This is a genomic window from Streptomyces sp. NBC_00989 (assembly GCF_045162655.1).
Lineage (GTDB): Bacteria > Actinomycetota > Actinomycetes > Streptomycetales > Streptomycetaceae > Streptomyces.
Genome location: NZ_CP108728.1, coordinates 11,631,682 through 11,658,632 on the forward strand (window position 1 = coordinate 11,631,682; position 26,951 = coordinate 11,658,632).

General features: G+C 68.8%; 21 protein-coding genes and 8 pseudogenes. 17 read left to right on the forward strand and 12 right to left on the reverse strand.

Translation table 11 applies throughout. The annotated features are described in order from the left end of the window. Positions 1 to 287 precede the first annotated feature (287 nt). Positions 288 to 1,250 carry an expansin EXLX1 family cellulose-binding protein gene (locus OG714_RS52695; protein ID WP_406131582.1) on the forward strand — a complete coding sequence of 321 codons (963 nt, stop codon included), beginning with the start codon at positions 288 to 290 and terminating at the stop codon, positions 1,248 to 1,250. A 400-nt stretch (positions 1,251 to 1,650) separates the two neighbouring features. Beyond that, positions 1,651 to 2,049: pseudogene (locus tag OG714_RS52700) on the forward strand (transposase); the annotation flags it as partial. A gap of 154 nt (positions 2,050 to 2,203) precedes the next feature. On the opposite strand, the pseudogene OG714_RS52705 reads toward OG714_RS52700, so the two are convergent. Next, a pseudogene (locus OG714_RS52705) lies at positions 2,204 to 2,440 on the reverse strand (DNA helicase); the annotation flags it as partial. A 416-nt stretch (positions 2,441 to 2,856) separates the two neighbouring features. Between OG714_RS52705 and OG714_RS52710 the strand changes: the two are divergent. The 3 genes from OG714_RS52710 (at position 2,857) to OG714_RS52720 (ending at position 5,398) form a co-directional block, all read left to right on the forward strand. Further along, positions 2,857 to 3,333, forward strand: a complete 477-nt coding sequence (locus OG714_RS52710; RefSeq protein WP_406131583.1) for a hypothetical protein — start codon at positions 2,857 to 2,859, stop codon at positions 3,331 to 3,333. A gap of 460 nt (positions 3,334 to 3,793) precedes the next feature. Beyond that, positions 3,794 to 4,795 carry an ArsR/SmtB family transcription factor gene (locus OG714_RS52715; RefSeq protein WP_406131584.1) on the forward strand — a complete coding sequence of 334 codons (1,002 nt, stop codon included), beginning with the start codon at positions 3,794 to 3,796 and terminating at the stop codon, positions 4,793 to 4,795. A 201-nt stretch (positions 4,796 to 4,996) separates the two neighbouring features. Continuing rightward, entirely contained in the window at positions 4,997 to 5,398 is a 402-nt protein-coding gene (locus OG714_RS52720) for a hypothetical protein (RefSeq protein ID WP_406131585.1), read from the forward strand. 621 nt (positions 5,399 to 6,019) lie between these two features. On the opposite strand, the pseudogene OG714_RS52725 reads toward OG714_RS52720, so the two are convergent. After that, positions 6,020 to 7,064 (reverse strand): annotated as a pseudogene (locus OG714_RS52725) (LacI family DNA-binding transcriptional regulator). A gap of 107 nt (positions 7,065 to 7,171) precedes the next feature. On the opposite strand from OG714_RS52725, the pseudogene OG714_RS52730 reads away from it, so the two are divergent. The 6 genes and pseudogenes from OG714_RS52730 to OG714_RS52755 form a co-directional block, all read left to right on the forward strand. Then, positions 7,172 to 8,023, forward strand: a pseudogene (locus tag OG714_RS52730) (RNA-guided endonuclease InsQ/TnpB family protein); the annotation flags it as partial. A gap of 246 nt (positions 8,024 to 8,269) precedes the next feature. Beyond that, a complete protein-coding gene (locus OG714_RS52735; protein ID WP_329557339.1) occupies positions 8,270 to 9,358 on the forward strand; it encodes an IS110 family transposase in 1,089 nt (362 codons plus the stop codon). A 24-nt stretch (positions 9,359 to 9,382) separates the two neighbouring features. After that, positions 9,383 to 9,775, forward strand: a pseudogene (locus OG714_RS52740) (RNA-guided endonuclease TnpB family protein); the annotation flags it as partial. Positions 9,776 to 10,411: 636 nt separating this feature from the next. Continuing rightward, positions 10,412 to 11,920: an FAD-dependent oxidoreductase gene (locus OG714_RS52745; RefSeq protein ID WP_406131586.1), complete on the forward strand. Its 1,509-nt coding sequence runs from the start codon at positions 10,412 to 10,414 to the stop codon at positions 11,918 to 11,920. Between the two features lie 15 nt (positions 11,921 to 11,935). Then, the gene (locus OG714_RS52750) at positions 11,936 to 13,063 is read left to right on the forward strand and encodes a hypothetical protein (protein ID WP_406131587.1); all 1,128 of its coding nucleotides are present in this window, start codon (positions 11,936 to 11,938) and stop codon (positions 13,061 to 13,063) included. Between the two features lie 4 nt (positions 13,064 to 13,067). Beyond that, positions 13,068 to 13,691, forward strand: coding sequence for a TetR/AcrR family transcriptional regulator (locus OG714_RS52755; protein WP_406131588.1), 624 nt, complete (start codon positions 13,068 to 13,070; stop codon positions 13,689 to 13,691). A gap of 79 nt (positions 13,692 to 13,770) precedes the next feature. On the opposite strand, the gene OG714_RS52760 is transcribed toward OG714_RS52755, so the two are convergent. The 6 genes and pseudogenes from OG714_RS52760 to OG714_RS52785 form a co-directional block, all read right to left on the reverse strand. Next, positions 13,771 to 14,733: a transposase family protein gene (locus OG714_RS52760; protein WP_406131589.1), complete on the reverse strand. Its 963-nt coding sequence runs from the start codon at positions 14,731 to 14,733 to the stop codon at positions 13,771 to 13,773. Positions 14,734 to 14,770: 37 nt separating this feature from the next. Beyond that, positions 14,771 to 15,232: a hypothetical protein gene (locus OG714_RS52765; RefSeq protein ID WP_405969370.1), complete on the reverse strand. Its 462-nt coding sequence runs from the start codon at positions 15,230 to 15,232 to the stop codon at positions 14,771 to 14,773. Next, the gene (locus tag OG714_RS52770; protein ID WP_406131590.1) at positions 15,229 to 15,663 is read right to left on the reverse strand and encodes a MarR family winged helix-turn-helix transcriptional regulator; all 435 of its coding nucleotides are present in this window, start codon (positions 15,661 to 15,663) and stop codon (positions 15,229 to 15,231) included. The genes OG714_RS52765 and OG714_RS52770 overlap by 4 nt, the downstream gene beginning before the upstream one ends. A gap of 24 nt (positions 15,664 to 15,687) precedes the next feature. Beyond that, positions 15,688 to 16,359 carry a DJ-1/PfpI family protein gene (locus tag OG714_RS52775; protein ID WP_406131591.1) on the reverse strand — a complete coding sequence of 224 codons (672 nt, stop codon included), beginning with the start codon at positions 16,357 to 16,359 and terminating at the stop codon, positions 15,688 to 15,690. A 387-nt stretch (positions 16,360 to 16,746) separates the two neighbouring features. Then, on the reverse strand, positions 16,747 to 18,762 hold the full coding sequence (locus OG714_RS52780) for a discoidin domain-containing protein (RefSeq protein ID WP_406132238.1): 2,016 nt from the start codon (positions 18,760 to 18,762) through the stop codon (positions 16,747 to 16,749). A gap of 228 nt (positions 18,763 to 18,990) precedes the next feature. Then, a pseudogene (locus OG714_RS52785) lies at positions 18,991 to 19,608 on the reverse strand (aminotransferase); the annotation flags it as partial. A 396-nt stretch (positions 19,609 to 20,004) separates the two neighbouring features. On the opposite strand from OG714_RS52785, the gene OG714_RS52790 reads away from it, so the two are divergent. After that, positions 20,005 to 20,136 (forward strand): hypothetical protein, encoded by a 132-nt coding sequence (locus tag OG714_RS52790; RefSeq protein ID WP_267953761.1) that lies wholly within the window; start codon positions 20,005 to 20,007, stop codon positions 20,134 to 20,136. Between the two features lie 141 nt (positions 20,137 to 20,277). Here OG714_RS52790 and OG714_RS52795 read toward each other — a convergent pair whose 3' ends face one another. Together OG714_RS52795 and OG714_RS52800 are read right to left on the reverse strand one after the other, a co-directional pair. After that, the gene (locus OG714_RS52795; protein WP_200680278.1) at positions 20,278 to 20,643 is read right to left on the reverse strand and encodes a hypothetical protein; all 366 of its coding nucleotides are present in this window, start codon (positions 20,641 to 20,643) and stop codon (positions 20,278 to 20,280) included. Then, entirely contained in the window at positions 20,640 to 20,903 is a 264-nt protein-coding gene (locus tag OG714_RS52800; RefSeq protein ID WP_234476624.1) for a hypothetical protein, read from the reverse strand. The genes OG714_RS52795 and OG714_RS52800 overlap by 4 nt, the downstream gene beginning before the upstream one ends. A 1,185-nt stretch (positions 20,904 to 22,088) precedes the next feature. On the opposite strand from OG714_RS52800, the gene OG714_RS52805 reads away from it, so the two are divergent. Further along, positions 22,089 to 22,661 (forward strand): YbhB/YbcL family Raf kinase inhibitor-like protein, encoded by a 573-nt coding sequence (locus OG714_RS52805; RefSeq protein WP_406131592.1) that lies wholly within the window; start codon positions 22,089 to 22,091, stop codon positions 22,659 to 22,661. 198 nt (positions 22,662 to 22,859) lie between these two features. Beyond that, the gene (locus tag OG714_RS52810) at positions 22,860 to 23,762 is read left to right on the forward strand and encodes a hypothetical protein (protein WP_406131593.1); all 903 of its coding nucleotides are present in this window, start codon (positions 22,860 to 22,862) and stop codon (positions 23,760 to 23,762) included. Between the two features lie 1,105 nt (positions 23,763 to 24,867). On the opposite strand, the gene OG714_RS52815 is transcribed toward OG714_RS52810, so the two are convergent. Next, positions 24,868 to 25,203: a WhiB family transcriptional regulator gene (locus OG714_RS52815; RefSeq protein ID WP_406131594.1), complete on the reverse strand. Its 336-nt coding sequence runs from the start codon at positions 25,201 to 25,203 to the stop codon at positions 24,868 to 24,870. A gap of 115 nt (positions 25,204 to 25,318) precedes the next feature. Between OG714_RS52815 and OG714_RS52820 the strand changes: the two are divergent. The 3 genes and pseudogenes from OG714_RS52820 to OG714_RS52830 all read left to right on the forward strand — a co-directional run. Beyond that, positions 25,319 to 25,534 (forward strand): annotated as a pseudogene (locus OG714_RS52820) (transcriptional regulator); the annotation flags it as partial. A 93-nt stretch (positions 25,535 to 25,627) separates the two neighbouring features. Further along, positions 25,628 to 25,801: a hypothetical protein gene (locus OG714_RS52825; RefSeq protein WP_406131595.1), complete on the forward strand. Its 174-nt coding sequence runs from the start codon at positions 25,628 to 25,630 to the stop codon at positions 25,799 to 25,801. Next, positions 25,798 to 26,177: pseudogene (locus OG714_RS52830) on the forward strand (DUF6415 family natural product biosynthesis protein). The gene OG714_RS52825 and the pseudogene OG714_RS52830 overlap by 4 nt, the downstream one beginning before the upstream one ends. Before the next feature lie 168 nt (positions 26,178 to 26,345). Here OG714_RS52830 and OG714_RS52835 read toward each other — a convergent pair. Next, entirely contained in the window at positions 26,346 to 26,939 is a 594-nt protein-coding gene (locus OG714_RS52835; protein ID WP_406131596.1) for a TetR family transcriptional regulator, read from the reverse strand. Positions 26,940 to 26,951 lie beyond the last annotated feature (12 nt).

Sequence of the window (26,951 nt, forward strand, 5' to 3'; positions counted from 1 at the left end):
CGGAGCCAGGGGCTGCCCGTCATGGCGCAGTCCCACCAGGTTGCCCGCTCACCCGGGCCCACCTGGCAGCGCCAGGCCGCAGAGACAGTGACCCGCGCCCGCAGCAGGCCGTGCTCCCATCTGAGGATCCAAGAGCGGGAGCACGGGAACCACAAAGACCGTGCCTGGCACTTCTGTCCAGTTGCTCATGCGTCCGTACCCGGCCGCCGAAAAGTCGGCGGCAACCTTTTCGCCGCCTGTGACCACTGAGCAGTGCAACACCGACTCGCTCTTTCGAACGGATGGACATGCACGAGACAACACGTCAGGCGGCGCGGCAGCGCAGGCGCAGACGCCGGCTGCTGGTGGGCACCACCACGGGGCTGATCGTCACAGGACTTCTCGTCGGCCTGGTCATGACGATGCAACCAGACCGTAAGGAGGATGCAGGACCAGCCGTGGCCACGGCCGTCGCCAACTCCCAGGGGTCTCTCCCGGCGGCCTCGCCAGGGCGCAAGCCGTCCTCGGCGTCCCCGTCCGCGACTTCATCGAGTTCCGTGACATCGTCGGCCGGTTCGACGACTCCGAAGGCTTCCCCGTCCAGGTCGGCGGCGTCAAAGGTCTCCCCGCGGAAGGCTCCCGTCACGACTTCGCTGGCCGGGCGGATCCGGCCCAAGGTCACCTACCCGGGGGTCGCCACGGTCTACAAGGCCGGGGTCGGGGACGGCGCCTGCTCGTACGGCCCGAGCAGCGACATGATGATCGCGGCGATGAACACCACCGACTACGAGACGTCCAGAGCGTGCGGGGCGTACATACGCGTCCGCGCGGCGAACGGCGCCTCCGTCACGGTCCGGATCACCAACGAATGCCCCCTGCCCTGCGCACCCGGCCAACTCGACCTCAGCGAACAGGCCTTCGCCGAACTGGCCCCTGTCTCGACCGGCCGGCTCGCGATCACCTGGAGCCTGCTGAGCCCCGACACGTCGGGCACGATCTCGATCCGTTACAAGAACGGATCCAGCCCCTACTGGTGCGGCATCCAGGCGATCGGTCACCGCAACCCGCTGGCTCGGCTGGAGGTCCGTACCAGCGGCGGCTGGCGCCAGCTGGCCCGCACCGACTACAACTACTTCCTCTCCCCGGACGGCAGCGGGTGCGGCGGCGCGATCAGGCTCACCGACATCTACGGAGAACAACTGACCATCAACGGGATCGCGGTGCGGCCTGACGTCGTGCAGCCCACGCAGGTCCAGTTCGCCCGACACTGACCCGGCTGCCCTGCCGGCCCCGCGCGAACGGAACGCTCCGGGGCGGCAGTTGGCGGAGACCAGGGCTCATGGCTCGATGTGGAGCGCGCGGGGCGGGGGTCAGAACATGGTGTTGTCGTTGTTGGAAGTGGGTGGGATCACCTGGAGGACGCCCCAGTGTTCGACGATCTTGCCGTCTGCGTCGAAACGGAAGATGTCGATGCCGCGCCCTGTCCGATGCGGTGCAGGCCAGCGGCTGGTGGCACCTCTGGCACAGTTTGCGTTCGGTGCCACGTGTGATGCCCAAGCCCTGTTCTCGGATCCTTGGACGGATGTGCGCGCACGCTGGTGGCGGACCGACATGCAGCGTTCCCAGGACTGCCCTGCTGTCCGGCCACCGTGGACGGCTGGTGGGCAGGCCCAGAACGGCGAGCGCCGCCGCCAGGCCACCCACCCGGCCAAGACCGTTCCGCAATTGCAGGCCGATGCCCCCTGCCAGGTCCTGACCTGGGACATCACCAAACTCCGCGGGCCGGACAAGGGCGACTGGTGCCACCTCTACGTGATCATCGACATCTTCGCCCGCTACATCTGCGGCTTCACCGTCGAGCGGGCCGAATCTGCCGGGCGCGCCGAGGAGTTGATCCGCGAGACCATCGAACGCAACGGGATCGTGCCCGAGACCGTGCACGCCGACCGCGGCACCGCGATGACCGCCAAGAAGGTCTCCCAGCTGCTGATCGACCTCGGCGTGACCGGGTCGCACTCATGCCCGAAGGTCAGCAACGACAACCCCTTCAGCGAGGCGAACTTCAAAACGAGCGCCAAGGAGTGGCTCTCACGGCAGATGCCACCGGGCGCGACGTACCAGGAGACCGCACACCAGCCGTCCTTCGCAGCACAGTTCGACCTGGACACCGCGCGCGCCGCAGCGCCCTCCTTCGACAAATTCTGCCGTGACGTGAAATTCCTCGTCACCGGAGAACGCGAACGACACGACTGACCTCGCCAGACGGGTGGGTGGTGATCCATGAGAGGCCGCCGAGGTCGAGGTGCTGTTGGGCGCGAGTGACGGCGACGTAGGCGAGGCGGGCGTCGGTGTCGTTGACGGGTTCCGGGACGGGGCGTCCCCGGTCGTCGTGCTGGTCGGTGTCTTTGGGCGGTGGGAAGGCGTTGCCGATTTGGGCGGTGGGCCATTCGCGGCCTTTGGCGGTGGCCAGAGCGTCAGGGACGTGCAGCGCAACGGTGCTGAGTTTGTCCGGGTCCCGGCTGCTTCCGGCTCCGGTGATGAACACACGGCAAGTGGCGGGTAATTGGGGCGCCACCGAGGACGGTGGCGCCCCGGGGTTGGGGAGGTCAGCGGCTGGCAGAACCTGCCGGTCGGGGGCTGCTCGCCCACGGGTCGGCCGGGTCGGGGTGGAGTCGGCCGGTGAGGAAGTCGAGTGCGCCCCACAGCCGTTCACCGGCGGACCCGTATTCGAGGGCGTGGCGGGGGTCAGCTGGAGCAGGTCCCGCAGCTGGTTCGCGAAGGCCTCGCCAGCCTTGGGGATGGTACCGGGTAGGCCCAGCCCCGAAGGGCCGGGCGGACACCCTCGTCGCCCTGTGCTGCCAGGGACTTCCCGGCCCGGTGCTGCTTCGGCGGGGCGACCACCGGGTGCTCACCGAGATGGACCCCGAGCGGCTTTCCTGGGATGCCGCACACCCGAGCTGGCCGATCAGCAGGCCGGTGTTCGTCGGCGGTCAGGCCCCGGAGGAAGTCCACTGGAGCCGCGGCGACCTCGCCGGACCGGTCGCAGTCGCTCCTCAGGAGGCCGGTGTGCCGCCGACCCGCCGGGCGGTCTCCTTCCCCAAGCCTGCCAGCGCCCTGCGTATCGGGGACTACCTGCAGACGCACGTGCGGTTCCCGGAGCACGACAGGGGGATCGACGAGGGCTACCAGCGTGTCGAGTGGATCGGCCATCTCATCGGCGAACCGATCGCCGGGCTGCTCGCCGATCCTGCGTGGGGCAACGGCCTCATCACCCTGGTCACCGTCCATGGGCTGAGCGGCATGCTCGTCCTCCCGGAGAAAGAGGTCCTGGTCCTGGTCCAGCCCAACGTCTAACGCGTCCGTGCGGACGGCCGGTACCGCCGCGATCGGGTCGGTTGTGCATCTGCCGACCACAGTCATCAAGGAGGGCCCGGGACCTGTCCTCGATGAGCGGCCTCCTGGCCGACACCGTCTGCAGCCGACCTGGCGGCCCGGCCTCTCTTCGGGTGCTGGCCGAAGAAGCGGTTCCCGTCCTTCACCTCGAACCACGGGGGTACTGATGCGCCCGCCCACAGACCGTTGTTCGAGCCGCGGTCGGGCCCGGTGACGAAGCCGCCGAAGAAGACCAAGCTGTCAGCGGATTATCCGAGTCATGCCGGGGCAGACCCGATCCGTCGTACGAACCGGTCTACGGGCGCGCATGCGCAGTCAGCAAGCGGGCGCTGCCTACGCCTTAATGCCCGATCGGGCGCGGTGAGTTGGGGCATGCTGGGGTGCGCTCACGCGCTCTACTTCGGTGGCAGGGGGCCGGTCGGTGTTACGCATTCACTTCACGACGGAAGACCTCGCCCGGACACGGGTGGCCGCAACGATCGGCGTCGCGGCGGAGGTCTACTACAGCCTGGAGCTGCTGAGAGAGAACCGGGAGCCTCCTCACTTCCGCACGTGGCGGTCAGCGGTCGCGGGCCGGATGGGAGCCGACACGCGCCCCCTGACGTCTCTGGTTCCGGTGCGAGGCCCCGGGCTTGATCTGCTGGCCCTGATGGGCGATGTGCCCTCTCTGGACCACGCCGTTGACAACCTGCTGCACGCCCCGGTGTCCCGGCTGCGACGCGAGTTCGAGGGTCTCGACTTCCACCCCGGACACCTGCCATGGGCCAGACGGGTGTCCGAGGGCGGCCTTGACGCGCGGCGGGAGCTCGCCGAGGCCGTGCGCGCCTGCCATCGGCTGGCCGTGGAGCCCTACTGGCATCGAGGGCGGTCCGAACTGGTCGCGCTGTCCACCCGTTGCGCAAACCTGGTGCTGGAGGGAGGCATCGATCTGTTGCTGCGTTCGATCTGCGCACCACTGGTCCGCTGGCGTCCGCCGGTGCTCGAAGCTCCCTACCCGCGCCGAGTTGATGTACGTCTCCAGGGAAGGGGACTGATCATCACGCCCACGGTCTTCTCGAAGCGCCCGGTGAGCTTTCTGTGGGACCCGCTCGATACCGCCCAGCCACCCCGGCTGACCGTGCCGGCTCTCCGTCGGCCGCTGACCGGTACCGGACCGGCAGAAGCGGACGGCTCCGCCGTGCGGAACCTGGAGTCTCTGCTCGGCCGCACGCGAGCTGCCGCCCTGCAGGTGACAGCAGAAGGCTGCACGACGAGCGAACTGGCCCGCCGCCTCAACGTCACCGCCGCAGCGGCCAGTCAGCACGCGACCGTGCTGCGGAACACGGACCTCATCACCACCAGCCGCCGAGGCGGGTCCGTGCTGCACCTCATCACCCCCCTCGGGCTGGCCCTGCTGCGGACCGGTGCCCTGACGAAACCGTGAGGCCCGAGGACACCGCGGCGTCAGACCGCTGAGCGCAGTGCCGCCCTGCTCGGGTGCCATCGGACACTCGTGCCGAGGTGCGTGAGGCGCCGCGCCTGCCGTCCCAGCCCCCTTTAAGCCGTGACTTAAGAGGTAGGCCGCAGGTGGCCGACCTGCCCAGGATGTGAAGCCGCAACCGGCTCATCCCATTCTGGAGATCGTATGAAGACTCATCTCGCTGCCGCCGTCGGTTCCGTCGTGCTGACCGCGGGCACCTTGCTGGGCGCTCCCGCCGCCGGCGCGCAGACCGCCGCCTACCCGACCACCACTTTCGACGTCACATACGGGGCCAGTTACGCCCGCGGCACCCTGACTTGGTACAACCGGTCGGTCGGGGTCGATGGAACACTCCGTGCCGTGGGCTGCCGAAGGGCGTGGATCGGCACGTACACTGCCTCGGCCAGCGAGCTCGACGCCAGAAGCACCAGTACCCAGTGCGACGCGACATATCCGATCGTGACCACAGTCCCTGCGGATGTGCCTGGTGGGGCCGGGATTGTCGTCGTCTGCGTCGCCGACGCGAACGCCAACCCACTCAAGTGCATGGGGTACAGCCGGCCCTGACCCATCCGTCCGGTCGGAAGGTGACCTGCCACACCAGCCCCGGGGCGGAACAACACGCGACGCCCCGGGAGCCCATCTCGCCACCCACGGGCAGCCAGCGATACCAACCCTCGACGGCCAGGCCCCCAAAGCACAGCACGGAGTTCCGCTTCGCCAAGTCGCGTACTCAAGGCGAGCCGGACGCAGCACCTGCCAGGTGACCGACCGCCACCGGTCCCCTCATGAGCCGATGCACCAGCCGCTACCGCATACGGCAGCGCAGAACTGACGTGGGCACAGGAGCAAAGCCGCTGTCCGTCAATGTGCCCTGGCCAGCCGTGTGACGGCTGGCCAGGGCACGGGCGTACCCGGACCTCTCGGAGGGCAAACTGTGAGTGCACCGGGCACACCAGCACCGCAGACGCCGGCCGGACACGTGAACCGTTATCAGACCACTCCTGGCCAAGCGGGCTCGACACGGGTGATCCGCGGCATTCACACCGAGGCGACACGCGTCAGCTGCGGACGGTCGCGCGCAGTGGGGACAGGCGCTCGGCCGGGGTTTCCCGGTCGAGCGTTCTGCGTGGCCGGCGGTGGAGTTCGTGCGCGACGGTCTGCAGGGGTCTGCCGTAGCCGCCCGGCTCAGCGCGCCGTGCCGTTGACGCGCGTCTGGCGGCCGGTGGGCGCGGCGGTTGTGCTGGAGCGCAGCGAGACCGGGGGTGCCAGCAGGATGTGCTGAGGCGGGGTGTCCGGCGCGGTGATGCGCTCCACCAGCAGGGACACGGCCTTCTCGCCCATCTCCAGGGCCGGTACGTCCGCCGCCGTGAGCGGTGGACGGAAGTCCTCGGCCCAGGTCCTGGCCGCCACTCCGGTGATGGAGAAGTCGTACGGCACTTCCAGGCCGGTGTCCGACAGTGCCCTCTGGATGCCGGGCAGGGCGGCCTCGTTGATGGTGGCGACAGCTGTGAGGTCCGGATGGCTCTGCAGAAGCGCCGTCATGCATTCCTGGCCGGAACGGGCATCGTCCCCACAAGGCACTTCGATGCCGTCGAGGCCGCGTTCCGCCAGGGCCCTCTTGAAGCCCTCCCTGGCCCTGCGGGCGGGGCCGTAACCCGCCGCGATGAGTTCCGGGGAACCGGGTTACCAGAGCAACCCGGCGGTGCCCCAGATCGGCGAGGTGGCGCACGCAGTGCTGGATCAAGCCGGCGTAGTCGACGTCGATCCAGGACATCTGCTGGTCGCCAGCCGTGTGCCCGATGCCGACGAAGGGCAGCCCGGCGTCATGCAGCCGACCGGCACGAGGGTCCTCCAGGCGGATCTCCATGAGAATCACACCGTCCACGCGGCTCTTCGAAACCAACCGCTCGAAGGAACGGTCGTGATCCCCGCCGGAAGGGGACAGCAGCACATCCAGGTCGACCCGGGCGGCGGCGTCGACCACGCTGGTGACGAAGTCCAACTGCATGTGCGTGAGCCGGTTGCCGGCGGGCGGGATGACGAGACCGATCGTCCGGGTCCGCCCCTCCTTGAGGGCCCGCGCGGGCGCATTGGGCCGGTATCCCAACTCGTCGATCATGTCTTGGATACGTCTGCGGGTGCTGGTCGAGACGGGACGTTTGCCGCTCAGCGCGTACGACACCGTGCTCCGTGACACGCCCGCACGCCGGGCGATCTCCCCGATGTTCATCGGGGCTCTCCTTCGTGGATGCCCCCGGCTTCAGCCGGGGGAGGAAACGAAGCTCCTGCGGAGCAGGGCAGGGAAAGTCGGTTCGCCGTCAGGGCGGACCGGGGTCCATCGGCTGCCGGCCGACACCCGCCACTCACACGGGAGCTGATAGAACGTGCGGTAGGGCGCGTCAGGTCAAGCGGGCGTTCAAATACCGCTGTTACCCCACGGACGGGCAGGCGGCGGAGTTGTCGCGCACGTTCGGCTGCGTCCGCCTCGTCTACAACAAGGCGCTGGAAGAGCGCACCCGGGCCTGGTACAGCGAGCAGCGCCGCATCTCCTACGTGCAGTCGTTGGCCGCGCTGACCCAGTGGAAGAAGACCGGGGAGTCCGCGTTCCTGACGGAGGTGTCCTCGGTCCCGCTCCAGCAGGCGCTGCGTCATCTTCAGGCGGCGTTCGGGAACTTCTTCGCCCAGCGGGCGAAGTATCCGCGTTTCAAGTCGAGGAAGAAGTCCCGTTCGTCGGCCGAGTACACCCGCTCGGCCTTCACGTGGCGCGAGGGACAGCTGACGCTGGCGAAGATGGCCGGTCCGCTGGACATCCACTGGTCGCGTCCGCTGCCCGAGGGCAGCGAGCCGACGACGGTGACGGTGTCCCGCGACGCGGCGGGCCGCTGGTTCGTGTCGCTGCTGTGCGAGGACACCATCGCCCCGGGCGCCGCCACCACAGCGGCCGTCGGCCTGGACGCCGGGATCACCTCCCTCGTGACGCTGTCCACCGGGGAAAAAGTCGCCAACCCAAAGCATGAGAAGCGTGACCGCGCGCGGCTGGCCCGAGCGCAGCGGGAGCTGTCGCGCAAGGCGACGGGCTCGGCGAACCGGGAGAAGGCCCGCCGCAAGGTCGCCCGCGTGCATGCGCGGATCGCCGACCGGCGCCGCGACCACCTGCACAAGCTGTCTACTCGACTCGTCCGTGAGAACTGTGAGAATCGGCGGGTGCTGTCCCGGGCTGCGGCTTGACCCGCGTGAGAACGGACCGTGGTGTCCTGGTTTGGATCTGTCGGTCGTTGGTCCGGGGTGGTGCTTGCTGTCACCGGGCCGGCGGGGTGTGTCCCGATAGGGGCCTTGCCGTGAACAGGGCGCCGTCACAGTTTTGACCGCCCCGACCGGTCCGGTGTCGGCCAACCGACACTCCAACAGACCGGGAGCGGATTGACCGTGGCCAGTATGCCCAACCGTGTGCACGCCAGCCAGCGACAGCCCGACGGCGAGGTCGTTCTGGGGGTCGATACCCACAGGGACACACACGTCGCCGCCGTGGTTACTCCTCTCGGCGGAGTCCTGGCCACCGAGGCGTTCCCGGCCACCTCGGTCGGCTATCGCGAACTGCTGGACTGGGCCCGGTCTTTCGGGACACTCACGCGTGCCGGAGTCGAGGGCACGGGCTCCTACGGAGCAGCCCTGACACGCCACCTCCTGGCCCGAGACGTCCAGGTCTTCGACGTCAACCGGCCCGACAGGACGGCCCAGCGGCAGCAGGGCAAGACCGACACCGTCGACGCCCAGGCGGCCGCGCGGGCCGTCATCTCCGGCAGAGCCACTGCCCAGGCCAAGACCGGCAATGGGCCGGTGCAGATCGCGCGCATGTTCAAACTCGCCAAGGACTCCGCCATCAAGGCCCGCACCCAGGCCATCAACCAGCTCAAGGCCGTCCTGGTGTCCGCCGACCCAGCCCTGCGGGAGCAACTGACCCCTCTGACCAACCCGGCGCTGATCCGCACCTGCGCGAACCTGACCTCGGATCCCGGCTACCTCGGCAGGGACGACGTCCTGGACGCCACAGTGGTCACGCTCCAGCTGCTGGCCGAGCGCATCCAGCAACTGACCGCGCAGATCGACGAGCTGAAGCGACGCCTGGCAGGCCTTGTCCAGTCCCACGCTCCGCAACTGCTGGAGCGCGTCGGCGTCGGCCCGGACAGCGCCATCACGCTCCTGATCACCGCCGGTGACAACCCAGAACGCCTGGCCGACGAGGCGTCCTTCGCCGCGCTGTGCGGAGCCAGCCCGGTCGAGCGCTCCTCCGGCAAACAGCAGCGAAGACGCCTCAATCGCGGCGGCGATCGACAGGCCAACGCTGCGCTCTACCGCATCGTGCAGAGCCGCCTGCGCTGGGATCCACGCACCCAGGACTACCTCAAGCGGCGGACCAGCGAGGGAAAGACCCGGCGCGAAGTGATCAGATGCCTCAAGCGTTACGTCGCCCGCGAGATCTTCTCCCTCCTCCCACGTGCCGGGCTCACGCCCGTCCTGGCATGACTGCTTGACAGTCATAGGGGCGTCCAAACGGTCGTGATCGAGGACCTCACCGTCCGCAACCTGCTGAAGAACCACACGCTCGCACGCGCCATCAGTGACGCGTCGTGGACGCAACTCCGGTCCATGCTGGAGTACAAGTGCGCCTGGTACGGGCGCGAACTCGTCGTGATCGACCGCTGGTTCCCCAGCAGCAAGCTGTGCGGGGCCTGCGGCACCCTCGCGGCGATGATGCCGCTGAACGTCCGCGCGTGGACGTGCGCCTGCGGTGCCGTACATGACCGCGACATCAACGCGGACTGCAACATCCTGGCGGCCGGGCTGGCCGTCTCGGCCTGTGGAGCTGGTGTAAGACCTCAAGGGAGTTCTCCTGGCGGGCAGTCGGCGTTGAAGCAGGAACCCCTACAGCGCGAGCCGTAGGAATCCCCCTCCTTCAGAAGGGGGAGGAAGTCAAGCAGAAGGGGGAGGAAGTCAAGCCGTTGACCAGAGAATGCAGGGCGGGCAGGTCGTCTGCGAGGTCGCCCCCGGCGCCCGAAGCGGCCCCGCATCCATCGAACGCGCAGGCTCACACCGCGCCCGGCCGCGCGCGCCGCGCGTGCCAGGCCTGTTTGCGGCAGGCGGGAGAGCAGTACACCGCCGATACCAGGCGGTCGACCCCGACCGTCCACACCGCCCCACACTGCGGACACGAGGCCGTCACGCCGCCCTTCACCGCCTCGGTCCGAGCCCTCGCCCGACGCATGCGCCGCCAGTGCCTCGAACGGCACGCCGCCTCACAGAACAGCGCCGTCGACTTCGCCGACGGCCGTGCAACTTCAGGTTGAAACACGCTCGATGAGAACTGACACCGGTCATGGGCATCGACCGGAAGCGGAGCGGTGGTACTCCCTACACCACTACGTGGGCGTCCCAGCCGGCCGTTGCCCCGGCTGGACCGTGGGAGGTCACTCCGCCGGACCTGACGTCTCGCGGGAAGGGTGTGGAATGTTCAGACCGTACCTGTTACGGTCCCGTCCGCCCATACATTCAGTCATGACGTGTATGAATGGAGGCGGCATGCGGGGAAAGACGGCTGTGGTGCTCGGCGGTAGCGTGGCGGGGCTGTGCGCCGCGGGAGTGCTTGCGAGGCATTTCGACGAGGTGATCGTCCTGGAGCGGGACCGGCTCCCGCCGGACGCTCAGCATCGGCGGGGCGTGCCGCAGAGCAAGCACCCGCACTTCCTCCTCAACTCCGGGCGTCGTGCGATCGGCGAGATCCTTCCTGGGTTCGAGGAGGCGCTGATCGCCGCGGGCGGGATGCGCCTGATGCCGGCGATGGACGCGGCGTACTGCGAGCACGCCGGCTGGGCCCCGCGCAAGGCCGGGTCGATGACGATGGTCTACAGCTCCCGCGTGCTCATCGAGCGGGTCCTGCGCGACAAGGTCCGCGAGCTCCCGGCCATCGAGATCCGCGAGGGCGTGACCGTCACCGGACTTCGTTCCACCGGGGGCGGCACCGAGCGCGGGCGCGTCGAGGGAGTCGAGTACCGCGCGGGCGACGACTCGGGCCACCTGTCCGCCGACCTGGTCGTCGACGCGCTGGGGCGCGGCTCCTCCGTCGCCGACTGGCTGAGCACGGCGGGATGGCCGACGCCGCCGGAGAAGACTCTAGACGCCAAGGTCACCTACACGTCGCGGTGGTACGACCTGCCGCCCGCCGACCTGCGTCCACCGTCGTGGTGGTGGAAGCACCTGGTCATCACCCCGACCCAGGGCACCGGCGACCATCCTGAGGAACACGAGTTCCTCAGCAACTTCTTCCCGATCGAGGGGAACCGCGCCATCGTGTGCATGGGAGCGTGGGGCATCCGGATGCCGCGCGAGGTCGATACCTTCGAGGCCGCGGTGGACCGCGTGCGGGCCAGGTCCTTCGGGCAGGCGACGCGTGCCTGCACTCCGACCTCCGAGGTGCACCTCACTCGTGCGACCGGCAACAAGTGGCGCCGCTTCGACCTGCTCGACCAGCCCCCGCTCGGGTTGGTCTGCGTCGGTGACTCGATCTGCGCGTTCAACCCGTTCTACGCCCAGGGGATGAGCTCGGCGGCCCGCTCCGCGCTCATCCTCGCCGAAATGCTGCACGGGCACGACGTCCTCGACCTCGCCTTCTTCCGTGAATTCCTCGCCCGTCAGAAGAAGTCACTCGACGTGCCCTGGATGCTCGCGATGGCACGTGACCAGGCATACGACTTCGCGACCGGCAGTGAGGTCGTCGCTCCGTGGCGCCGCAAGGTGGCCGCGCGCCTCAGCTGGCCGGTCTTCAACGCCATCAACGCCACGAGCCGCGAGGACGCCTACGTCGAGCGGACGTTCGCCCAGGTCTTCAACCTCGACATGTCACTCAGGGAGATGACCACCGACGTGCGGTTCTGGTTCGGCGTCGCGCGCTACAAGCTGCGTCAGCTGCTCGGACGCACGGTCGTGCCCGGCGGATTCGACGACCAGCAGGATCCGCCCGGCACCGACTTCACCGGCCACACCCGCGCCGGCAGCTCGCCGTACGCCGAGACCGACCTCGTCAATGACTGACCCGAGGGGCAAGGAATGAGCTCTTCATGCGATGCAGCGGCCGAGCGCCTCGCTGGAAAGCTCGGCTTCTCCTGCCACGGGGCCGATCCCATCGTCACCTTCCGCGATCCGTTCGGTCTCGAGAACGGCACCATGCCGTTCCTCGAACTGCTCATCATCGGCGGTGCGGTGTTCGCGCTCGTCCATGCGTGGCGGCGGTGGCGGCGCGACAACGACCCGGTCAACATCTCTCTGTGGTTCGCCTCGCTCGTCTACCTGGCGGTGATCGAGCCGCCGCTCTACTTCCCGGGCTGGTTCGGCCTGGAGGAGCACGTTGGGTTCATTTTCTCCCACAACGTGTTCACCGTGCAGTTCATGTACGACCGGCTGCCGCTCTACATCGTGGCCTTCTATCCGGCGCTGTCGCAGCTCGCCTACGAGGTGGTCCGCGCTCTCGGCGTCTTCGCGCGACGTGGGCTCCTTCTCGGTTCGCTGGCGGTCGCGTTCACCTGCCAGGCGTTCTACGAGATCTTCGATCAGCTCGGACCTCAGCTGAAGTGGTGGGCCTGGAACCCCGGCAACGAGATGATCAACGAGCCGGCGCTCGCCTCGGTCCCGATGAACAGCATGTTCCTGTTCGCCTCCGTGTCCTTCGGCGCGATGACCTACCTCGTCATCCGGCTGGTCGGCGCGAAGGACGGCCGGGGCACGCTCACCGGCCGGCAGACCAGCCTGCGCACCGTGGCCGCCGGCGCCCTGACCCCGTTGGCGATGGCGGTCGCCGGCGTCCCCAGCAACATCTTCCGTGGTGGGGACCACCTTGGGATCCAGCAGGCCATCCTTGGTGCCGAGCTAGCCCTGGTCTGGATCGTCGGCCTCTACCTTCTCGCGGACGCCTGGCGCGCGCGGCGAACAGGTCCGGCTCCGGTGGCATCGCCGCTGTTCGCACAGATCTATCCGGCGCTGTACCTCGGCGTCCACATCGTCCTCTGGCTGCTCGCATTGCCGGCCTACTTCGCAGCGACCAACGGCATCACCGAGCAGGGCACACCGATCGGCAGCCTCTGGTACACCATGCTGTGCACCGTAGCCGCAACTGGGCTCATCGTGGCCGTACTCCGCGCGACCACGTCCCGGCAGACCACAGAGTCTGTGCGATCCTAAGCCCATGGGGCATCACGGCTGGGGAGGCCGGCCTCCCGCATCGGACGCGGAGGCCCGGCAGCGCATCATCGACGCGACCGCCCGCTGCATCGACAGGCACGGCGTCACGAAGACGACCCTGTCCGACGTCGCCGGCGAGCTCGGCGTCACCCGCCAGACCGTCTACCGCCACTTCGGCCGCATCAGCGTCATCATCGGCGAGGTGGCGGCCCAGGGCGCCGAGTCGTTCGTCGACCTGATGATCGCGCACCTGCAAGGGACCACCGACCCGGCCGAAGCCGTGGTCGAAGGCATGGTCTTCTGCGTACGGACCATCCCCACCGAGCCACGCCTGAGCCTTCTGCTGCAACTCGGAGACACCACCGCCTTCGGCCGCGGCGCCACCACCAGGGACACCATCGCCTACGGCGCCAAGATGCTGCAGCGCTTCCCCGTCGACTGGGCCGCCGCAGACATCGATGAGGACGAACTCAACGGCCTCGCCGAGATCATCATGCGACTCCTGACGTCGCTGCTGCAGCACCCCAGCGAGCCATCACAGGACGAAACCCGGCTCCGCACCTTCCTCAACCGCTGGCTGGCCCCGGCGCTGTCCCGGACATCGGCATCCGCGCACCCACGTTCTTGAACACTCACCCGGTGACGTAACGACGTGGGGAGCGATTGAGGCCGGGGAGTGTCGGCCTGGCGGTCCGGCTGGTGGGTGATCAGCAGGAGGTGCGCCGGGCGAGCACCAGTTCAGTGCTCGGCTTGTGACGAGTTGCCCTCCGGGCGGAGCGGTCGGAGACCAGTCCCGCAATCGCGAGGTGGGTCTCGGCGTAGGCCTCGCGGCGGCCTGTGAACCGCTGCAGCGGCCGCCACTGCTTGTGCTCCACGCAGATCCGGGCGGAGGACTGGCAGCGGCGCCGTTCGCGCCAGGCATTGTGCTCGCCGAGCGGCGCGTCGTTCTTTGGCTTCTTCGGCGGCGCGCTGACCTGGCCGGGGAACTCGTTGGCCAGTCCCCGGTAGCCCTCGTCGACCTCAGCCTCCACCGTAGGGTGTTGATGGAACTGCTCGGCCATGCCCTCGGTGCGTACTGCGGTCTGGTCGTGCATCCGGCCCGGCCGCACGACTCCGCTGAACAGGGTGCGACCCTGGCCGTCGCTGAAGGTGGTGGTCTTGATGGTGTTCTGCTTCTTCTTGCCAGAGACGAACGCCTTGCGGCCGGGGCGCCCCGCGCGGGGGCGGCGGACCTGCACCTCGGTGCCGTCGATCCGCAGCTTGACACCCTCAGCGTCAGCGTAGGCGAACAGGTCCTCCAGCGAGCGCAACCGAACTCCGGGACGGTCCGGGACGGCGAAGCCGCGGGCCGCCAGCAGCGGGCGGACCTGGCGGATCGCCCCGGAGACAGTGGAGCGGTCCACCGAGTACAGCTCCGCCAGCGCCGCGTGCGGCAGCCCCAGCCGGAGGTGAACCAGGGTGACCAGCAGCCGGTCGGTGAACACCATGCGCTGCTTGGGACCCGCACCAGCGGCCCGGCGCCGGGCCCCGCCGCGTCGTTCGCGCAGCGCCGACTGCCGGACGGCCTGCCACTTGGCGGCGAGTTCTTCGATCAACTCGCCGAGATGTGCGCGGGAGAGGCCCGTCAGGACAGGATGGGAACAGGCCGCACGGGTCCAGCCAGTCTTCACAACCGGCTGAACCCGTGCGGCCGTTGCCCGGTTACGGTCACCGTTCCTCTTCCTCCCGGGGCTGCCCCCGGCCGGCGTCCTGCCACGGGAAGGGAGCGAGGTCGGGCTCGATCCAGCCTGTCTTCGCCTGCAAGGAGGCCAGCGTCGACGGACGGTAGAAACGGGCTGTCAGGAGTCGCTTGTCGAGCAGGGCGGAGTGGTGGTCGGCGAACGCGGTGAAGTCGTCTTCGCCGTGTTCGGCCGCGTGGTGACCGACCAACTCCACCCAGGCCCGGCTGACGGTCGCGTGGTACTTCTGGGGCGCCCCCGCATAGCGGGCGGTGCGCTGGATGCCGTCGCTGACCAGGCCGACCGCCGCGCGCACACCGACCCGCCGCACGGCCAGCCACGTCAGATGAACATGTTCCCGGTGGCCGAACCGCTCGGTGGTCGCCGTCACTTCGGCCATCAAGGCTTCGAAGTCGGGCGCGTTGGCAGCGTGCGGGGGATGAGCGGTCATGAGGGCACCTCCGTCATGGCTTGCAGGGCAGCGCGCAGGCCTGCAATCGCGTCCGTCGGCAGGCCGTCGAGCGCGCGATGCTCCAGGCCGGTGATGGCCTGTCGGATCGTGGTGGCGGTCAGTTGTCCGGAGGAGGTGAGTTGGATGAGCACCGCGCGGCGGTCTCCCGGGCTGGCGCCACGGGTGATGTGGCCGCGTCGTTCCAGGCGGTCCAGGACGCTGGTCAGCGTGGTGGGGCGGGTGCCCACGGCCGCGCCGAGTTCGGACACAGTCCGGCCTCGGCCGTCGGCCAGGTTGGCCAGTGCGTTGATCTCGGAAGCGGTCAGGTCCAGGTCGACGAGCTCTGCGGCGAGCACTTGCAGGGTGGCGTGGGTGGCCCGCTGCAGAGCAAGCAGGGCCGACCACTCAGATGGAACGGATTCGGACTTCACGATTTCGGACTATACGATTTCGTATTACCTGCCGCAAGCGGGACCGGAGCCGTGTCCGGCCTCAATCGCTCCCCACGTCGTAAGAGGCAGGAACGCCGGGCCAAGACCTGCGCAGAGGCCCTGACGGCGCAGCGGGGGAACCTCGACCGCCGACCACCCGGACACCGTGATCGCCCGGGCTAGCAGAGCCATGTCGATGCCGGCCGACACCCCGGCGCTGGTGACGATGTCGCCGTCGTCCACATACCGCTCCCGCGTCCGTACATCGACCGACGGGTCGATCTTCGCGAGCCTGTTGAGGTAGTCCCGGTGGGTGGTCGCCGGGCGGCCCGCCAGCAGACCGGCGGCGGCGAGCACCAGCGAACCGGTGCACGCGCTCGCCAGCACGGTGCCCTGCGTATGAAGGTGCCGCAGCCACTCCAGGTGCGCCGAATCCTTGACCAGAGCGCGCGTGCCGTTGCCGCCGGGGTGGACGAGGACATTGAACGCCGGCACATCGGTCGCGGCGTGGTCGGCGACGAGCCCCAGCCCCTTCGAAGCGCGCACCACTCCGGCCTCCGGCCCAACGGCCAGTACGTGCAAGGGAGTTGACGCGATGTGGGACGCCCAGAATCCGAGAACCTCCCACCGGCCGACCACGTCGAGTTCCTCGACATCGTCGAACAGCAGCACACCGATGGTCAGAGTGTCGCTCATGCCACCACCCTGGCCCGCACCGCGACGGCCGACCGGGGTTCCCTCGCGGTGGCTTCGGGGCAGCCTCAACACGTCCGGGCTCTTCGGCCACCAGGAGGCGCTGCACCGGGCCGGAGAGGTTCTCGCGGCCTGCACCAGGTGACCGAGGGCCCTCGTGACGGCTCGGCGCCCCGCCACCTTGCCGTCGAAGGGGCTGGCCGGCCGCGGATCGTTGTGGATCTCCGCGGTGGAGATCGCCGGGGTCCGCCGGACCGGCTCGGGGGTGCGGCGCGACCGCTCCGCAAGGCGTGCCAGGAGAGGGCCGTGACGGACCGCCCGTGCGGAGACGGAGCTCGTCGGGGCGGTCGCGCGTGGGGGACGGCGTGCGTGCCTTCCGTCGGCCCCGGCTCAGGCGCTGTGGACCCCGACCTCGTACAGCGAGTACCCCCAGTCTGTTCCGCGATCGAGGCCGTGGACCCGGACGTAGCGGGCCGGAGTCCCGGTGAACCGGGCCGTGTCCAGGCCGCCGTCGCCGCTCGTGGTGGACCAGGCGGTCTGCCAGTTCGTGCCGTCGGTGGAGAGCTCGATGCGATACGACTTCCCGTACGCGCGCTCCCAGTCCAAGGTCACCCGGGAGACCAGGTGGGTGGAGCCCAGGTCGACCTGCCACCACTGGTCGTCGCTCCAGTCGCTGGCCCAGCGGGTGGCGTCGTCGCCGTCGACGGCTCGGCCCGGCTGGTAGCTGGTGAACGGGTTCGACTCGGACGAACTGGCCGTCGACGGCTGCCCCTTGGCAAGGTTCACCGAGGCCTGGTGCTGTTCGGTGGCCCGCCAGGTGTCCAGGTAGGACTCGGCGCCCCGGAACAGGTCGTTCACCACGTCCTGGCCGCCGACCTGCCGGATGTCCTCGATCCAGTCGGGGATCATCCCGGCGTGGGCCGCGCCGTCGGTGTTGATGTCGAAGGTGCGCTCGCCGGAGGTCTGCCTGTCGATGACGGAGCCGCCATCGACGCTCTTGAAGGGGTACGTCACCTTGTTCGCGGCGTCCGCGCCCCGCGGGGCGGGATGGTCGCCGATGCCGTTGAAGTCGGTGCCGTAGCCGTAGCCCACACCGTACTTGTCGCGCAGTGCCTTGGTCCGGGCGGCTTCCGCGACGAAGCCCTCGGAGCCGTGCATGTACTGGGCGACGAAGCCGCCGAGGGCGTAGACCCGTTCGGTCCAGTTCAGATCCATCCAGCTGTGCGAGGAGATCACGCCGGGGTAGGACGCCGACTCCAGGATGTCCAGCGCCTGGCCGACGGCCTTGACACCCATGTGGTCGATCTCCAGCATCATCTTGCGTTTCATCATGCCGCGCACGGCATACTCGCCGAGTTCGGTGAGGCCGCGCTTGTTGCACTGCGCGTTCGAGTCGTACGAGGGGACGTCCACGCCGGCCGGCAGGTCCGACTCCGCCTCGGACGTGGCGCTCCCGATGGGGTTGTCGTGCTGCGGGCCGGTGCACTTCTCGGTCTGCCAGAAGGTGCCGGTGGACAGGAACTGGCCGACGTTGATGGCCGTTCCTAGGCCCCCGGAGTCGAAGCGGACGCCGCACAGCGCGTTGTCGAACTTGTGGCAGAGGAACATGGAGCGGACGCCGAGGGCGTAGAGCTCGTCGAGTCCCTTGTCGATGTCCTGCTTGCTGCACTGCGGGATGTCGAGGATCTGCTTGCAGCCGAAGGGTTCTGAGGTCTCGACCCCGAGGACGACGGCGAGTTTGCCCTCCTCGATGACCTGCCGCGCCTGCGCGCTGTCGGTGACGATCCGGAACCAGCCCTTGCCGGTGCCGCCGTACATCTTGTCGATGTACGCCTGGAGCGCGTAGGTCATCTTCGCCTGCAGCCGGATCGAGGTCATCTCGTCACAACTGCGGTCCTTGAAGGGGTAGATGGAGCAGATCATGCCGTTGGTGACGAGGTCGTTGACGAGCACGCGCTGTCCGCCGCGCCAGGCCCGCTCCACCCAGGCGTAGTAGTCGGCCTGGTGGGTCATCGAGTCGTACGCGGGCCAGTCCTTGAAGGTCGGCCAGCCGACCGGGTCGTGATTGCCGTCGCCCCCGTGGGTGATGTAGTCGAAGATCGCGAGGGTGCCGTCGGGGTAGTGCTCGGGGCAGTCCTTCAGGGCGTCGGCGACACCGTCATCGGAGAAGACCTTGCCGCAGATCAGCCGGCCGCCGAAGGCCTCGTTGCCGAAGAGGTGGTTGTGCGCGTCGACGAACCCCTGTACCTCTCCTGCCGAGTTGGTGCCGGTGAAGGGCTCGCCGGTGACGTTGATCTGAACGTCCGGGGCGGGGCGGGCGGTCGGGATCCACCAGTCGTTGCCGGCCGCCGAACTCGGGGTGGGCCCGAGGGCCATGGCCAGCACCAGGAGCAGCAGCGACAGCATGGTGGCGTGTCTGCGTCTGCGGTACGAGCGTCGAAGCGGCGTCAAGGCCCACATCCCTCGGTCGGCGGGAAGACGCGGTTGACCGACCGTTGAGGTTGTCATGGCCCGCGCAATATCTGGGACGAGGATCGGGCCGCATGCCCGCCGAGTCAAGCGTACGGAACGCCTTGGCTGATCTTTCCGCGGCGGAACTCCCGAACTGCCGTCTCAGCGGCAGGACTCCCGGGCTCAGACACCCAGTACGGGGACGCATTGCTCGGCGAAGTACTCGTAGGCGGCAGGGGTGTTGTAGACGTGGGCGGACACGCGCAGGTGACCGATGCCGTCGAAGGTGGTGAAGGCCGCCTCGACGGCGAGTTCGCGGGCCATCCGGTCGCGCAGCGCGTCGGTGTCTATCCGGGTGCACCCGAGGCCGTCGGGCAGCCGCACCAGGCGTATGCCGGGGACGGGCGTACCGGCGTCGGCTCGGCTGCTCTCACCGGTCAGCCGTTCGAAGGCGGCACCGATGACATGGGCGACATGGTCCGCCAGCCGGTCCATGTAGAGGCGGGCCGCGGTCCAGCCCCAGGTGTGCTCGACGAAGGCGAGGGACGTCGGCGCGGCCAGGTAGGAGGTGGCGTCGAGCGTGCCTTGCTGGTCGAAGCGGTCGGGGTACGGGTCCTGGGCGCCCCAGGAGTCGATCAGCGGGTGGAGCAGGTCCCGCAGGGGCCCGTGGGCGACCAGGGCCGCGGTGCCGCGCGGGGCACAACCCCACTTGTGGAGGTTGCCGGTCCAGAAATCGAGCGTCGCGTCGACGAGCATCGGCACGCCTCGGCGGCGCGCCTCCGCGCCTGACGCTTGGCGGGGGGCTTGTTGGTGCATGAGGAGGCTGTTGGCCTGGTGTGTTGTTGGTTTGTTGAGAGGTGGGGTGGATGGCTTCGGTGGGGAGGCCGGGGTGTGTGAGCTGGGATTGTGTGGTGAGCTTGATCTTTAACCTCGCACGTCACCCGACCTGCTGAGATCCGCTGCTTTCGGGGACACACGACGGCACGTACGTACATGGAATGATCGTTGGCCAGATAAGTCCATCCCAGGACGCACGTGGCGACGGGCAGGGCGAGAAGCAACTCGGCGTGATGAGCCTGAGCCGCACCAAAGAGCACCGTGACCATCGCAGCCAGGGTCACGTAGAGCAGGTTGTCCCGGAAACTTATCCGTGTCTTCTGTTCCTCCTACACTCTGTCGTACTCGGCCATCAACAACTTGCCGATCGTGATGTCGCTGGACGGTGCCATGCTCCTCGGTGCCCTCACCGTGCAGATGCTGCTCGTCCTGGTGGACCATCTGGGCCCCGATGCAGACAGCCCCGGGCACGACGACGTCCCGCAAGCCTGAACCGTTTCGCCCCCCGCGCGGCGGGGGTGAAGGCCCCTTGGCGCGTGACCGATCTTGCGCGGTGCGTCGACCGCAGGAACTCCGGTCCATGACCAGAGGCGTGTTGATGGCCGGGCGACGTTCGTCCACGGCCATGCCCGATCAGCTCGTCCAGGTCTTGATCTGAGCGGCGACCTCACGCACCGGGAGCCCGTCCCGGGCAGCGCGGGCCAAGGGAATCACGGTGTCCAGGCCGGGACTCACCGGGAGGCCGCATGCGGACAGGTAGGCCGCCGTCACCGTGGCTGCGAACAAGAGGTTGCGCACCTCAAGGCTGGGGTTCCTCGACAGTTCACACAGCAAGGCCGCAGCCTTGTGATGGGGCTCGGGATAGACCTCGTGGTCCAGGACCTCCGCCCGATGACGTGCTTCGGCCGCTACCGGCACGCCGTAGTCGACGACCTGGGGATCCCCTGGGATCTGCTGCGCCACTGCCAAGATCCAGGCGAGATCGATGCGGAGATTCACGCGGCGTCCCTCGGCGCGCGCTCGGCCAGCCCTTCGGGAAGGCCGGGGTACCGGTCTTCGCCGGCCTCCGCCTCGAACGCGTCCGCATACTGGGCCAGGAACGTCGCGGCGCCGGCCATGAAGGCGGCCCGCGCCTGATTCACATCGGCCTCGATCAGGTCAGCCACGTACCCCTGCAGGGTCAGACCGCGGCGCTTGGCCCGGTCCTCGGCTGCCGCCTTTACGGCGTCATCCAGTCGGATATTCGTCTGCTTTGCCATACCCACCACCATAGCTAGCAACTGATACCGTCGGCTAGCAGCCGGGCCCCGCAGGTTCTCGCCACCCACACGCGAGCGGAGATCATCAATCGGGCGCCCTGGCAGACCGCCGGACGCTAGGAAAACCGACCACCGGCATGGGTGGCCCGGGAATGATGAATCACCACATCGCACCAGATCGCCAAGGGGACGAATGCCCAGGGCATGGGGGCGGCCATGGCCTGGGGGCGATGGCGGTGAAGGCCGCGGTGGTCACGAACACGGCGGCAACCGCACGCTTGCGCAGACGCATCTGGACTCCTCGATCGACGATCGGCCAGTGGGATTCGGCGGCCGGCACGCTGCTCGGACAGGCCGCCACGGCTGGTTGCCAGTCTCACTGTGCGCGAAGCCCCAAGCCGGGTTCGTCGGAGTAGTCCGGCAGTTCTCCATGCGATCACCGCGAATGGCGGACTGCGTTCCGGACAGGCCCGACAGGGAGCGCACTTTCTCCTGCGTCATCCGTTGCGTCTTCTCCTGCGCACGCCGGATTCCGCAGCCTGTTGTTGCCGCTGGTCAGCTGCCGTGATCGGGGCTTCCGGTTCGGCTGACACCCCCTCTACGCCACCCACGCCCGCCCAAGCCACAGGGAGGAAAGGGAGGTGGCGCGGGAGCGCGGGCGGTGGGCGAGGGGATCGGGGCGCCGGGTTGATGTTCCGCACGGCTCGCGCCGCGCGGTTTCGCCGGCACCCGAGTGCCGGTCGGAAGTCGTCCCGGCGAAGGACATCATCCAGTGGCCCGATCCTCGTGACGTGGCCTATGGGGGTGCTCGATCGAGGATGTAACGAGCAGGTTCTGTACGGCCGCAACGGCCGGGCCCCGGTCCGTTGCGGCGTCAACTGCCACAACTCTGCAATATTTAGGGTGATTTGCCCGTAATCTTTCTGTGCGAACGGCAGGGGCCCCGATGTATAAGGAACGAGTTCCGTCCCCGCGGCGCCCCGGGAAGCACCGCCGCCCCGACCCGTCGGACCTGCGCCGGGCGCACCCGTCGGCGACGACTGGGGCGAACCAACCACGCAGGAATTCGGCGGAGCCGAGGAGATCTGCCGCTTCGCCGTACCCCTGCTCTCCTGCGGACACCCGGCGCCTGTGACGCACCCGAAGACGGCACGGACCCGACAACAGCACCATAAGGAGTAACTCATGGCAGCGATGGGCAAGTTGCTGAAGAACAAGCGAGCAGGGGACGAAGGACTCGCCTGGAACGCGCCGAACCTCGCAGGCGCGAGCACGCTGCAGCTGAGCAGCCCCGACTTCGCGCACGAGGCGACGATCCCGACCCTGCATGCCGGCAAGCGCCTGGGCGGGCAGGACCTCTCACCTGCCCTGGACTGGGACGCGGCACCCCCGGAGACGGCGCAGCTGTTGCTGGTCATCGAGGATCCCGACGCTCCGACGGCCCTTCCGTACAACCACGGCATCGCACTGCTCGACGCGACCCTGACCGGTGTCCCGCAGGGTGGCCTCGACGCAGAGACCCCCGCGGACGGCGTGTGGCTGCTCAGCTCGGGCTCGCGCCGCGGATACCTGGGCCCCGCCCCGATCAAGGGTCACGGCCCGCACCGCTACGTCTTCCAGCTGTTCGCCCTGGGCAAGCCGCTGACCGTCGGCAAGAGCGACACCGTGCCCGCCTCCGCCAGGCCGCGGGCCGTCCTGGCCGCCGCGGGTGACGTGCTCGCACGCGGCCGACTGGACGGCTTCTACGAACGCGTCTGACGGGAGGACAGGTGCGACCCCGGCCGCCGTACTCGCGTACGTCACCGCCGTCCGTTCGAGGAGCCGTCGGCGTCCGGGCCCCCTACCGAGGCATGCATACCTGAAGAAGGCCCCTGGGCCGGTCGCGGCTATGATCCGCATCTTCGAGCGATTGGGGACCTGGTGGGGATATTTCGGCGCGGAGAGCGTCGTGATGGGGTGGACCTGCCGCGCGACGGGGAGTTCGCGTTCCTGTCCGAGGCGGAGGCTGCCCGGTTGCGTACTTTCGTCCGCGAGGCATTCGCGGAGCGCGGCATCGAGGTAACGGTCGAACCGGGACGCGTGACCACTGGCTCGGGTTGGCGCTTCGGCCTCTCCAATCTTGCGGCCCTGTGCCACAACGACAGCCGCGGCCCCCGGTGCTGGCGGGCGCTCGTAGACGAACATGTTGACCGGGTCATCCGGTCGATGGATGGACCTCAGGCTCTCAAGGCCCTGCCGCGCGAACAGCTCCTGGCCCAGCTCTACCCCCGCTTCATTCCCAGCGATCCCGCGCTCCTGAAGGCTTTCGGGTACGGTTCCCAATCGGTCCCGGGACTGCTGGAGGTGCTGGCGCTCGACCTCCCGGAAACCGTCGACATGCTGACCGCGGACTCCCTCCCCAACCTGGGTGACATCACGACCCTTCGGGACCGTGCGTTCCAGAACCTACGAGCCGTCCGCGTCGACAAACACAAGGTGGTCAGGGACAAGGACGGCTCCCACTTCGACGTGCTGATGGGCGGCTCGTACTTCATTGCGAGCCTCGCCCTGGTTCTGGACGAGGTCGTACTCCGCTACACCAAGGACGCACCGGCGCCGGACGGAATCCTGGTCGCGCTGCCGCACCGGCACCAACTCGCCTTCCACGTCGTCCGCGACAGGAACGTGGCCTCCTCGCTGCACGCCATGGCCCGGTTCGCCGCCATGGGCTTCGAGCAGTCACCGGGCGCGCTGAGCCCCTCGGTGTTCTGGTGGCACGAGGGCAGCTTTACCCAGGTCGCCACCCAGGACGACGCCGGCCTGCACATCAAACTCACCCAGGAGGCCATGAACCTGGCAGCGCGTTTCGCGGGCGGGTAGCCAGACCTGGCTCGACATGCAGTCTTGCAGTCACTTCGAGACGCCGCCGGCGGACCACAACGGTTGAGACGACGAACACCATCTGCGCTTGCCTCCGGGTAGAGGCCGAATCGCCGATATCGACTGGGATCGGGGCGCCGGGTTGATGTTCCGCACGGCTCGCGCCGCGCGGCTTCGTCGGCTGCACGCCTCCGCGACCTCAACGCGGCGGGTGCCCGGCGGCCTCCGCTTTTGCCGCTTTGGCCGCCCAGCCGCACGAGCGGTCGGCGACGTCGCGATGCGCGCTGGCACCACTGCCCGCACGCTGATCTCACGGCAGAGATCGGAGGCACCATGTCCCGAGGAATCCCAGCCTGGATCGGCCACCGGCACTACCTCTCGAAGAAAGACGCCAAGCAGGCGTGCCGAGACCTCGTCGCCAAGTACCCCGGCAACGGCCAAGCGGTCGGCCCCGTGAAGGCGCAGGGCTCTCCCCAGTTGGTCGACGGCCCTCACCGTGGCGCAGTTCTTCCTGCCGGGCACGGCCATGTCCGGGCACGGCCATGTACCGAGCGGATGGCAGCTACGTGGACCCGGCCCGACTCCACTTCGTTCACCACGTTCTGGAACAGAGCGCCGAAATCTGTGTCACCGGCACCGGCACCGGCACCGGCACCGGCACCGGATCCGGAACCCTGACCAGCCAGCACGGCTTCACTGCGTACCTGTACCACCTCGCAGCCGGCGGGGGACGCCGGACCGCATGTGCTCGCCGAACCGCGGACACCGCTACGAAATCACCGTTGAGCTGAAGACCCCGGTCAGGCTCACCAGCGAGGAACAGAGTGCCGCGCTGCGCATCGTCGTCGCCGAACTGGAGCGGGATCTGCAGTACCGGGAGCTCGAACGCCTCGGAGCCGACGACAGCGCCGCCATGGCGGTGACCGACCGATTCGGCCTGGCCCGATGGGTGCGCGCCACCATCGCACGCCGCCTGGCCGACGGCATGGACCAAAACACCTTCGCGTACGGGTCGAGGCCCACGCCGAAGGCCCCGGCACCGCCGTCTTCCTCCCGACCTGAGCAGAGACCAACTCCCCGGGACCGGGGAGGCCCTGACCCTCGATCAGCAGGCGTCGTCCAGCACCTGGACCAGCCCGCTCGCCGGGGCAACGGAACGGGTTTGCTGATCGTGCTCCGAGCGGGCGGTCTCCAGCAGGCGCTGCCACGAAGTCACGGTCGGCCGACGGCGCAAAAGTGCCCTTCGATCACGTTCCGTCATCCCGCCCCAGATGCCGTGCTCGATGCGCTCGTCCAGGGCGTAGGCCAGGCATTCGGTGCGCACGGGGCAGCCGGTACACACGGCCTTCGCCCGATTTTGGGCGGCTCCCACGACGAACAGTTCGTCCGGGTCGGCACTCTTGCACAGCCCGCGTTCGCCCCAGTCGGAATCCGTTATCACCTCGGCACCGTCCCCTCCCCGATTCGGCCAGCAGCAACGCCCGGCTACATGCGGCAGTCACGTGACAGTACGTGAGCCCGGTGCTGCGCGTTCAGCAGCGCAAGAGAGCCCAACTCCTTCGAGTGACCAGCGCACCGTGCGGCCGCTGGAAGCGTTCTACCTCCACGACGACGTCCAGGCCGTGGTGGAGACGCTCACCGCAGAGATCAACGTGACGCAGCCACGCGAACTGGCCGACTACGCCAAGGCATTCGCCGGGCTCGCAGAGATGGCCGTGTACGGCGACGCGGCCCGCGACCTCATCCAGGCCGCGATCGACGCCCTGGAGTGAACTTCCGCAATTACCCGCAATTTCGTTGAGGAACCAGCAGCGGCCTCCGTGGCGTCGAACGCCACCGACGCACCAGCAACGGAGGCGGTACCCATGAGCGCACCCACACCCGACGGCCCCGTACCGCAAGGACGCGGACTCCAGCCGCCCGCCTTCGGCCGGCCCACCCCGGCACTGATTGCCCGAGCCGACCGCGGCTACGCACGCTTCCTCGCCCCGGCCGCCCTGAGCGACGGCCACCAGGGCGACGCGGCGAGGCAGCGATGAGCGGAGCGCACACCGTGCTCCACGACCCCCACGGCCTGGTCGAGGCCGAACTCCCCCTGGACCGCGCCCCGCACGAGGCACTCGTCACCGCCGTCCTCGCGTGGAAGAACCCGGACGTCGAACCCCGCGACTACGAGCAGATCGCCCTCCAGCTCACCGGGCACGCCCGCGCCGTGGCCTCCGACGTCCGCAGCCACGCCGCCGCCCTGCCCAAGAACGACGGCCGCGGCGCCCTTGCCGAGGTCATCCTCCGCGAAGCAGACAGACGCCTGTCCACACCGCTCACGGGCACCGCCCAGTGCTCCACGCCCGCCTCGTACGGGCCCTCTACACCCGGCTGGACCGCCTCACAGGACCCCTCCCGGCCGCCATGTAGCCGCCGGGTCGGCTCCACGAAGTCCTTAGAAGCCGTTGTCGTACCGATCTTGTTGGACGCGAGTTCGAGCGTGGTGACTCGGTCGCGTGATCTTTGGCTCCGGCGTGCATGAAGGCAGGGTCTGCTGTCCGTTGTGATGCGCGGGACGGTGTGCGCCAGATTCTCGCGTCAGGTGGAGGGGCGGGGTCGGGTGTCGAGCTCGGCGGCGCGCACCTGAAGGTCGCTCAGGGCTGCTTGGGCGAGGGGCGGGAACGGTTCGTCGTCGTCCGCCTTCATCCAGCGCTCGGCGGCGATGGCGAAGGCGAGCATCGCCACTTCCGCGCCCAGTCGGGAGGTCAGCTCGTCCGTGCCGCGTTCGCGCAGCGCGGTACTGATCGACGTGGCGATCCGGGCGTGCTTGAGCAGTCCCCGCTCCTGCAGGTCGCTGTTGGCCGCGACCACCCGCCTGCGCTGGACGGCCTTGGCCCGCCGCTGCGGGGTCATGACCGGGTCGGTGGCCGCGAACGCCGCCCGCAGGCACTGCGCGAGCGTCGCGTCCGCAGCGGCGGCGCGGATGCCGTCGGCGAACAGGCCGGCCAGTACGTCCTCGCCGCCGAACAGGACCTCGCGTTTGTCGGTGAAGTGGCGGAAGAACGTGGCGCGGTTCAAGCCGGCGCGATCCGCGATCTGCGCGACGGTCGTCTCGTCGAACCCGTTTTCCACGAACAGGTCCAACGCTGCGCTCTCCAGGCGTTCACGTGCGTCCGGTGCCCATCTGCTCACCGTCGCAGTCTA